At 77.9% G+C, this 8,963-nt stretch carries 6 protein-coding genes and 1 pseudogene; all 7 read left to right on the top strand.

What is annotated here, in order from left to right; all coding sequences use genetic code 11:
• Positions 1-3,454, top strand: a 3,454-nt coding sequence (locus PYV61_RS15575) for a PAS domain S-box protein (RefSeq protein ID WP_275833187.1), incomplete at its 5' end; no start/stop codon positions are given.
• A gap of 23 nt (positions 3,455-3,477) precedes the next feature.
• Positions 3,478-5,256, top strand: coding sequence for a PAS domain-containing sensor histidine kinase (locus PYV61_RS15570; protein ID WP_275833185.1), 1,779 nt, complete (start codon positions 3,478-3,480; stop codon positions 5,254-5,256).
• Positions 5,257-5,303: 47 nt separating this feature from the next.
• Positions 5,304-6,278 carry a 3'-5' exonuclease gene (locus tag PYV61_RS15565; protein ID WP_275833182.1) on the top strand — a complete coding sequence of 325 codons (975 nt, stop codon included), beginning with the start codon at positions 5,304-5,306 and terminating at the stop codon, positions 6,276-6,278.
• Between the two features lie 38 nt (positions 6,279-6,316).
• The gene (locus PYV61_RS15560) at positions 6,317-7,075 is read left to right on the top strand and encodes a DUF2490 domain-containing protein (RefSeq protein WP_275833180.1); all 759 of its coding nucleotides are present in this window, start codon (positions 6,317-6,319) and stop codon (positions 7,073-7,075) included.
• Between the two features lie 80 nt (positions 7,076-7,155).
• The gene (locus PYV61_RS15555; RefSeq protein WP_275833178.1) at positions 7,156-7,827 is read left to right on the top strand and encodes a DUF937 domain-containing protein; all 672 of its coding nucleotides are present in this window, start codon (positions 7,156-7,158) and stop codon (positions 7,825-7,827) included.
• A 79-nt stretch (positions 7,828-7,906) separates the two neighbouring features.
• Positions 7,907-8,347: a RidA family protein gene (locus PYV61_RS15550; protein WP_275833176.1), complete on the top strand. Its 441-nt coding sequence runs from the start codon at positions 7,907-7,909 to the stop codon at positions 8,345-8,347.
• Positions 8,344-8,963: pseudogene (locus tag PYV61_RS15545) on the top strand (spermidine synthase); the annotation flags it as partial. The gene PYV61_RS15550 and the pseudogene PYV61_RS15545, both read left to right, overlap by 4 nt.

Raw genomic sequence — 8,963 nt, 5'->3', positions numbered from 1 at the left:
GGCTCACAGAACGACATGGCTACGATCCGACTTGCGCGTCGCGGCGCGCGGGCACGTGGAGCTGCTGCGCGAGGACGGGCGCGTCGCCGGCGCGCACGACGTGCTGCGCGAGGCGGGCGCGGAGCGGCAGGCGGAGGCGGCGCGCGCGCGGCTGGTGGCGACGCTCGAGGCGACGGCCGACTTCGTGGGCGTGGCGGCGCACGACGGGCGCATCGAGTACATGAACCGCGGCGGGCGCCGGCTGCTCGGCCTCGCCGCCGACGCCGACCTGACGGCGCGCTCGGCGCGCGAGTTCCACCCGCCCGGGACGCTGGCGCTGCTGGAGCGCGAGGGGTTCCCCGCCGCGGCGGCGGACGGCCGGTGGCAGGGCGAGGGCGAGCTGCTCGACGCCGCGGGGGCGCGCATCCCGGTCGCGATCGCGCTCACCGCGCACCCCGGGCTCGGCCCCGACGCGCCGCCGACGTTCTCGGCGATCATGCGCGACCGGCGCGCGGCGCTGGCCGCGGGCGCGGCGCTGCGGGCGAGCGAGGAGGCGCACCGCACGCTGCTGGCGTCGCTGCCGCTGATCGTCTACCGCGTGGACCCGCGCCCGCCGTACGCCCCCACCTACGTGAGCCCCGGCGTCTCGACGCTCGGCTGGACGCACGAGGAGTGGACGGCGGCGCCCGACACCTGGCTGCGCGTGCTGCACCCCGACGACCGCGAGCGCGTGCTCGCCGAGACGTCGGCGGCGATGGCCGCGGGGCGGCCGCTGGAGTACGCGTACCGCGTGATCGCGCGCGACGGCGGCGTGCGCTGGATGCTCGACCGCGGAGAGTTCGTGTACGACGCCGGCGGCGCCCCGGTGGCGTGGCAGGGGGTGATGTGGGACGTCACCGCGCAGCACCTGGCGGAGGAGGCGCTGCGCGCCAGCGAGTCGCGCTTCCGCGCGCTGTTCGAGTCAACGGCGGTCGGCGTCTCGGTGGTGGACGACGCGGGCACGGTCGTGCAGGCCAACGGCGCGTTCGAGGCGTTCCTCGGCTACGGCCCGGGGGAGCTGGTGGGGCGGTTCGCGCCCGACCTGTCGCCCCCCGAGGACGCGGCCGTGACGCGCGCGCCGGTGTCGGCGCTGCGCGACGGGCGGGTGCCGAGCGTCACGGTCGAGAAGCGGTTCCTGCGGCGCGACGGCGCCGTGCGCTGGGCGTCGCTGTCGCTGTCGCGCATCGCGCTCGGCGGCGGGCGCGCGGGGGTTGTCGGCGTGACGGTCGACGTGACCGAGCGGCGGGCCGCCGAGGGGGCGCTGGAGCGCGAGCGCGCGTTCCTGGCGGCGACGCTGGAGAGCCTGAGCGACGGCGTGGTGGCGTGCGACGCCGAGGGGCGGCTCACGCTGTTCAACCGCGCGTCGCGCGAGTTCCACGGCCTCGCGCCGGACGAGGACCTGTCGGCGGCGGGGTGGGCGGGGCGCTACTCGCTGCGCCGCGCCGACGGCGCGACGCCGCTGCCGACGGAGGAGATCCCGCTGGTGCGCGCGTTCGTGGGCGAGGACGTGCGCGAGGCGGAGTTCGTGATCGCCCCCGCCGACCGGCCGGCGCGCCGGCTGCGCAGCAACGGGCAGGCGATCCGCGGCCCCGACGGCGCGATGCTGGGCGCCGTGGTGGCGATGCGCGACGTGACGGAGCACGACCGCGCCGAGGCCGCGCTGCGGGCCAGCGAGGCGCGCTTCCGCATGGCGCTCGACGGCGGGCGGCACGCGTACGCGGTGCTGCGCACGCTGCGCGGCGCCGACGGCGCGGTCGAGGACTTCGAGTACGTCGAGGTGAACGAGACCTTCGAGGCGATGTGCGGGCGCGCCGCCGAGGAGGTGGTGGGGATGCGCTACACCACGCTCTGGCCGGCGGCGCTGCGCGACGGGATGCTGGACGGGTACCGCCGCGTGGTCGAGACGGGGGAGCCGCTGGAGGCCGAGCGCGAGAACCGCGACCCGCGGGTGCCGGCGCGCTGGATCGCGGTGCAGGTGATGCCGCTGGCCGACGGCGTGGCGACGCTGGCGCGCGACGTCACGCCGCAGCGCGAGGCGGAGGAGGAGCGGCGCCTGCTGCAGGAGGTGACGCGCGCGCTGTCGCACGCGCCCGACGCCGAGCACGCGATCGCGGCCGCGCTGCAGGCGATGCGCGAGGCGTCGGGGTGGGAGTACGGCGACGCGTGGCTGACGCCGCGCCCGGGCGCGCGCGGGCCGGCGCGGCTGGCGCACGGCCCGGCGTCGCACCCGCCCGACGACGCGGCGCTGGCGCGCTTCGCCGGGGCCGACGACGGCTACACGTTCGCGCCGGGCGAGGGGCTGCCGGGGCGCGTGTGGCGCGAGGCCGCGCCGGTGGTGCTGCCGTCGCTGTACGCGCCCGAGGCGGGGTTCTCGCGGCTGGCCGAGGCGCGCGCCGCCGGGCTCTCCACCGGCGTCGGCGTGCCCGTCATGGCCGAGGGCGCGGTGGTGGCGGTGCTCACCTTCCACACGCGCGACGCGCGGCGCATCACCGCGGCGCAGGTGGACCGCCTGGGCGCCGTCGCGGCGCAGGTGGGCGCCGTGGTGCGCCGCCAGCTCGCCGAGGGGGCGCTGCGCGAGAGCGAGGCGCAGTTCCGCGGCGTGCTGGAGACGGTGCGCGCGGTGGCGGTGACGCTCGACCCGGACGGGCGCGTGACGTTCGCCAACGACGCGCTGCTGCAGCTCACCGGGTGGGCGCGCGAGGAGGCGGTGGGGAGCGACTGGTTCGAGCGCTTCCTGGCCGACGGGGCGACGCTGCGCGACGCGTTCGGCGCGATGCTGCGCGGCGAGACGAGCGTGCCGCACTTCGAGGGGGCGCTGCTGACGCGCGGCGGCGAGCGGCGGCTGGTGGCGTGGGACGTCGCGCTGCTGCGCGACGCCGACGGCGCGGTGGCCGGCACGGCCAGCATCGGGCGCGACGTCACCGAGCAGCGCGCGCTGGAGCAGCGCCTCGCGGCGCTGTCGGAGCACGACGAGCTGACGGGGCTCCTCAACCGCCGCGGCTTCCGGCGCATGCTCGAGCAGTCGGTGAAGGCGGCGGGGCGCACGGGCGCGCGCGACGCGCTGCTGTTCCTCGACCTCGACCGGTTCAAGCCGATCAACGACACGTACGGGCACGCCGAGGGGGACCAGGCGCTGCGCGCGGTCGGCGAGGTGCTGCGCGGGACGGTGCGCGACGCCGACTTCAGCGCGCGCTTCGGCGGCGACGAGTTCGCGGTCTACGCCGTCGGGCTGCGCGAGAGCGGCGAGGGGCACGTGCTGGCGGCGCGGCTGCAGGCGCGGCTGGCCGAGCACAACCGCGCGGCCGCGGCCGCCGGGCGCCCGTACGAGATCGGCTTCTCGGTCGGCGTGGCCGAGGTGGAGCCGGGCGACACGCCCGAGACGCTGCTGGCGCGCGCCGACGCGGCGCTCTACGCGCGCAAGCTGGCGCGGCGCTGACCGCCCGGCCACCGTCCCGCACCATGCCCGTCACCCCCGCCGACCTCCTGCTCGGCGCCGCCGGCGGCGCCGTCGGGGTCGCGCTGGGGCCGGCGGCCCCGCGCGGGCGGACGCGGCGCGACGGGGAGGCGCCGACGCCCGTCGCGGCGCCCGCGCCGACGGACGCCACGCACGCGCTGCTGCAGGCGGTGTTCGAGGGGACGCCCGACCCGGTGTACCTGAAGGACCGCCAGGGGCGCTACCTGCTGTGCAACAGCGCCGCGCCGCGCGCGATCGGGCGGCCGGCGCGCGACATCCTCGCGCGCACCGACGCCGAGCTGCTGGCGCGCGACGAGGCGCGCGCCGTGCGCGCGGCCGACGCGCGCGTGCTCGGCGGCGAGGGGCCGCTGACGGTCGAGGAGGTCGTCGGCGTCGGCGACGCGCGCCGCACCTACCAGTCGAGCAAGGGGGCGTTCGCGGGCCCCGACGGGCTGGCGGCGGGGGTGTTCGGGCTGTCGCGCGACGTCACCGCGCGGCGCGAGGCCGAGGCGGCCGTGGCGGAGGCGCGCGTCCGCGCCGAGGCGGCGAGCCGCGCCAAGAGCGACTTCCTGGCGCGCATGAGCCACGAGCTGCGCACCCCGCTCAACGCGATCCTCGGCTACGTCGACCTGCTCGCGATGGGGCTGGCCGGGCCGACCAGCGACGCGCAGCGCGAGTACCTCGGGCGCGTGGAGGGGAGCGGGCGGCACCTGCTGACGCTCATCGACGACGTGCTGGACGTGGCGCGCATCGAGGCCGGCGAGCTGGCGGTCGAGCGGCGGCCGGCGTCGGTCGCCGACGTGGTGGAGGGGGCGCTGGCCCTCGTGCAGCCGCAGGCGGAGGCGAAGGGGGTGACGGCGGCGTGGGCGCGCGGGGCCGAGGACCCGGCGCTGCGCTACGTCGGGGACCCGGACCGCGTGCGGCAGGTGCTGCTCAACCTCCTCGGCAACGCGATCAAGTTCACGCCGCCCGGCGGGCGCGTGACGGTGCGCGCGGCGTCGGACGCGGACGCCGACGGGGCGCCGCGCGTCGCGCTCGCGGTGGCCGACACGGGGATCGGGATCGCCGCCGACCAGCAGGCGCGGATCTTCGAGCCGTTCGTGCAGGTGGACGGGGGGCTGAACCGCCGCAGCGGCGGCACGGGGCTCGGGCTGGCGATCAGCCGGCAGCTCGTGCACCTGATGGGGGGCGAGCTGTCGCTGGCGAGCGCGCCGGGGATGGGGGCGACGTTCACGCTGCGCCTCCCGGCGTCGACGCCGGGGTGGGAGGCGCGCGTGCGGCTCGGCGAGCGGCTGGTGGCGCGGATGCCCGACGTCCTGGCGGCCTACGTGGACGCGCTGCGGCGCGACCCGGCGCTGCCGGCGGCCGCCGAGGCGGCGCGCCCGACGCTGGAGGGGCACGCGGGGACGCTGCTGGCGGCGCTGGCGCACGACTTCGCGGTGCGCGACGACGACGCGGCGGGGCGCGGGGCCGCCGGGCGGGGGGCCGCCGAGCGCGGGGCGCTGATCGCCGACGGCGGCGCGTTCAAGGCGCTGCTGGCGGCGCGGCACGGCGGGCAGCGCGGGCGGCTGGGGTGGGGGGAGCGGGAGCTGGCGCGCGACTTCGCGCACCTGGGCGACGCGATCGCGCGCGTGCTCGGGGGCGGGACGCGCGGCGCCGAGGCGGAGGCGCTCGACGACCAGCTGGCGCTCCTGCGGGCGTTCCTGGCCGAGGCGGAGGCGCTGGCCGCCGACGGGCTGCGGCGCGGCGTGCACACCGGGACGCACCCGGTCCCGGCGCCCTGAGTCGCCCGCGAGGTTCCGGGGCGCGGCACCACGTGTTTTCTTCCGGCATGCCGACCGCCGATGGACTGCCCGACGCCGCCGCGCACGCGGCGGCCGCGCACGCGGAGACCGAGCGCCGGCTGATCGACGCGCTGACGGCGTCCGGGCGCTACCAGGTGATCGAGAAGCTGGAGGCGCGCCCGCACTACCACCGCCCCGACGGGACGCCCACCAAGTGGGCGCTGTTCGTCGACGTCGAGACGACGGGGCTGGGGGAGGACGACCGGATCATCCAGCTCGCCGCGGTGCCGTTCGAGTTCGCGAAGGACGGGCGGATCTTCCGCGTCGGCGCCTGCCGGTCGTGGTTCGAGGACCCGGGCGTCGAGATCCCCGAGGAGATCACCCGCCTCACCGGGATCGGCCCCGAGCATGTGGCCGGGCAGCGCATCCCCGACGACGAGGTGCGCGCGCTGCTCGACGAGACGGCGCTGGTGATCGCGCACAACGCGCGCTTCGACCGCCCGCACCTCGAGAAGCGGCTGCCGATGTTCGCCGACAAGCACTGGGCGTGCAGCCAGGACGACGTGTCGTGGCGCGCCGAGGGGCTGGAGTCGACGAAGCTCGGCTGGCTCGCCTACCGGATGTGCCGGATGTTCTACGAGGCGCACCGCGCCGACGCCGACTGCCTCATGGCCGTGCACCTGCTGGCGAGCACGCTGCCGTCGGGGCGGACGGCGATGGCGGCGCTGCTCGACTGCGCGCGCGCGAAGACGGCGCGCGTGTGGGCGGTGGGGAGCGCGATCGAGACGAAGGACGTGCTCAAGCGCCGCGGCTACCGCTGGAACGGCGACGCGGAGGAGGGGCGGCCGAAGGCGTGGTGGCGCGACGTCCCCGAGCAGGCGCTGGAGGCGGAGTCGCAGTGGCTGGCGGCGCACGTCTACCGCGGCACGCCGCGCCACCAGGTGCAGCTGCTCGACGGGCGGCTGCGCTACTCCACGCGCCGCCCGCCCGGCGCGCCGCGCGCGTGGACCCCGCGCGCCTGAGCGTCCGTCCGCGCGTTCCCGCTTCCCCGCACTCCCGCATGTCGATCGCCCGTCGCCTCCTCCCGCTGCTGCTCGCCGCGCCGCTCGGCGCGCAGACCGCCCCCGCCCGCCGCTCGGTGTCCAACGAGGTCGCGTGGCTGCAGTACTTCGGCGAGCACCGGCTCGACGCGAAGTGGTCGCTGAACCTGGAGGCGCAGTTCCGCCGCTCGGGGCTCGACCTGCGCGCGCCGCAGCAGCTCCTGCTGCGCCCCGGGGTGCTCTACCAGCTCGGCGGCGGCGCGCTGCTCGGCGCCGGCTACGCGTACGCGGGGACGTCGGTGTACGGCGACGCGCCGTCGGCGGTGCCGTTCCCCGAGCACCGCGCGTGGCAGATGCTGCAGTTCCCGGGGCGCACGGGCGCGGTGGCGTGGTCGCACCGCCTGCGCACGGAGCAGCGCTGGGTGGGGCGCATCCGCACGGTCGACGGCGCGCCGGCGCACGACGGCTACGTGTTCCGCTCCCGCGGCCGCGCGATGACGCGCGCGACGGTCGACGCGCCCGCGCTCGGCGTCGCGCTGCCCAAGGCGTACCTGACGTCGTGGGGGGAGCTGCTGATCAACGCCGGCGGCTTCGAGGGGTCGCAGGGGCAGATCTTCGACCAGAGCCGGCTGGCGGCGCAGGTGGGGTGGCGCTTCACGCCGCGGCTGCGCGCGGAGGCGGGCTACATGCAGCAGTTCGTCCAGCGCGGCGGCTCGCGCGTGAACGAGAACAACCACGCGCTGATCGTGTCGCTCTTCGCCGTGACCGGCGCGCGGTGACGGGCGCGCGCTGACTGGCGACCGGCGCGGCGGCGCGGATCTTCCCGGAGGCGGCACCCCCACCCTTCCAGGAGCGCACCGTGAGCCTTCTCGACCTCATCCAGCAGCAGCTCGGCCCGCAGCAGGTCCAGCAGATCAGCCAGCAGGTCGGCGCCGACCCGGCCACGACGGAGAACGCGGTCCAGGCCGCGATCCCGATGCTGCTCGGCGGCATGGCGGCGGGGACGCGCGAGCCGGCCGGGGCGAGCGCGCTGGGCGGGCTGCTCGGCGGCGGGGGTGGCGGGCTCGGCGGCCTGCTCGGCGGGATCCTGGGCGGCGGGGGCGCGCCGGCCGGCGGCGCCGGCGGCGGGATGGACATGGGGAGCATCCTCGGCTCGGTGCTCGGCCGCTCGCAGCCGGCGGTGCAGGACGGCGTGCAGCAGGCGTCGGGGCTCAACTCCGACCAGACGCGCAAGCTGCTGATGATCCTCGCCCCGATCGTGCTCGCCGCGGTGATGAAGGGGCGCCAGCAGCGCAGCGCCGGCGGGGCGGCGGCGGGCGGCGCGGGCGGCTTCGGCATCCCCGGCATGGGAGGGCTGGGGGGCGCGACGGCGGGCGCCGACCCGCGCACCGTCGACAGCGACGGCGACGGGATCCCCGACTACCTCGAGCAGGAGGCGCGCACCGCCGAGGCGCAGGCGGCCAAGCGCAACCCGGCGATCGGCGGGATCCTCGGGAAGATCCTCGACATGGCGCAGCGCCCGCCGCGCTGACGTCGCGCGCACGGGGCGGCGGTTGCCGGGGGGGCGGACGTCGGGTTAGCGTGCCGCCCGCCCCCCAACCCCGCGCCGCATGTCGTCGGACTCGCCCGAGCTCCCCGTCGTCCCCCGCCGCCTGGTCACCAGCGGCACGCCCTGGGAGCCGCGCGTCGGCTACAGCCGCGCGGTGCGCGCCGGCGCGTTCGTCTTCGTGTCGGGGACGACCGCGACGGGCCCCGACGGGACGCTGCTGCACCCGGGCGACGCGTACGGGCAGGCGCGGCAGGCGTTCGCCAACGTGCTGTCGGCGCTGGAGCGCGCCGGCGCGCGCGCCGAGGACGTGGTGCGGACGCGCATGTTCGTGACCGACATCTCGCGGTTCGAGGAGTACGGGCGGGCGCACGCCGAGGCGTTCGGGCACGTGCGCCCGGCGACGGCGATGTACGGGATCGAGGCGCTGGTCGACCCGGCGATGCTGATCGAGGTCGAGGCGGACGCGATCGTCGGCAGCGCGTCGTCCAGCGGCGCCGGGTGAGCGGGCGGGCGCTCACCGCGCTGTTCGCGCTGGGCGTCGCGGCGAACGCGGCGCTGCTGTTCGCGGTGGAGCCGCTGGTGAGCCGGCAGCTGCTGCCGCTGCTGGGCGGGACGCCGTCGGTGTGGAACACGTGCCTGATGACGTTCCAGGCGCTGCTGCTGGTCGGCTACCTGTACGCGCACCTGCTGTCGCGCCTCGCGCCGCGCGCGCAGGCGGCGGTGCACGTGGGGCTGTTCGCGGCGTCGCTCTTGGCGCTCCCGGTGCTGGTGCCGGCCGGCGCGGGCGCGCCCGCGGGGTGGCCGCCGGCGGCGTGGGTGGTGCGCGTGCTGCTGCTCACGGTCGGCGCGCCGTTCCTCGTGCTGAGCGCGGGGGCGCCGCTGCTGCAGGGGTGGTTCGCGGCGCGGCGCGGCGCCGGCGGCGCCGACGCGGCGACCTACGCGCTGTACGCGGCGAGCAACGCGGGGAGCCTGGTGGCGCTGCTCGCGTACCCGCTGGCCGTCGAGCCGCTGCTCGGGCTGTCGGCGCAGGCGCGGTGGTGGGGCGCGGCGTACGCGGCGTTCGGCGCGGTGCTGCTGGCCGCCGCCGCGGTGGCCGCGCGCGCGCGCTTCCCGGCCGG

This window comes from Roseisolibacter sp. H3M3-2, from assembly GCF_029211165.1.
Taxonomy (GTDB): Bacteria; Gemmatimonadota; Gemmatimonadetes; order Gemmatimonadales; family Gemmatimonadaceae; genus Roseisolibacter.
Note: the sequence above shows the minus strand (reverse complement) of the source record. Positions and strands in the feature narration are given on the sequence as shown.

Coding starts and splice junctions, on each gene's coding strand:
- PYV61_RS15550 (WP_275833176.1), top strand. CDS start 7,907: ATGTCGTCGGACTCGCCCGAGCTCCCCGTCGTCCCCCGCCGCCTGGTC.
- PYV61_RS15570 (WP_275833185.1), top strand. CDS start 3,478: ATGCCCGTCACCCCCGCCGACCTCCTGCTCGGCGCCGCCGGCGGCGCC.
- PYV61_RS15560 (WP_275833180.1), top strand. CDS start 6,317: ATGTCGATCGCCCGTCGCCTCCTCCCGCTGCTGCTCGCCGCGCCGCTC.
- PYV61_RS15565 (WP_275833182.1), top strand. CDS start 5,304: ATGCCGACCGCCGATGGACTGCCCGACGCCGCCGCGCACGCGGCGGCC.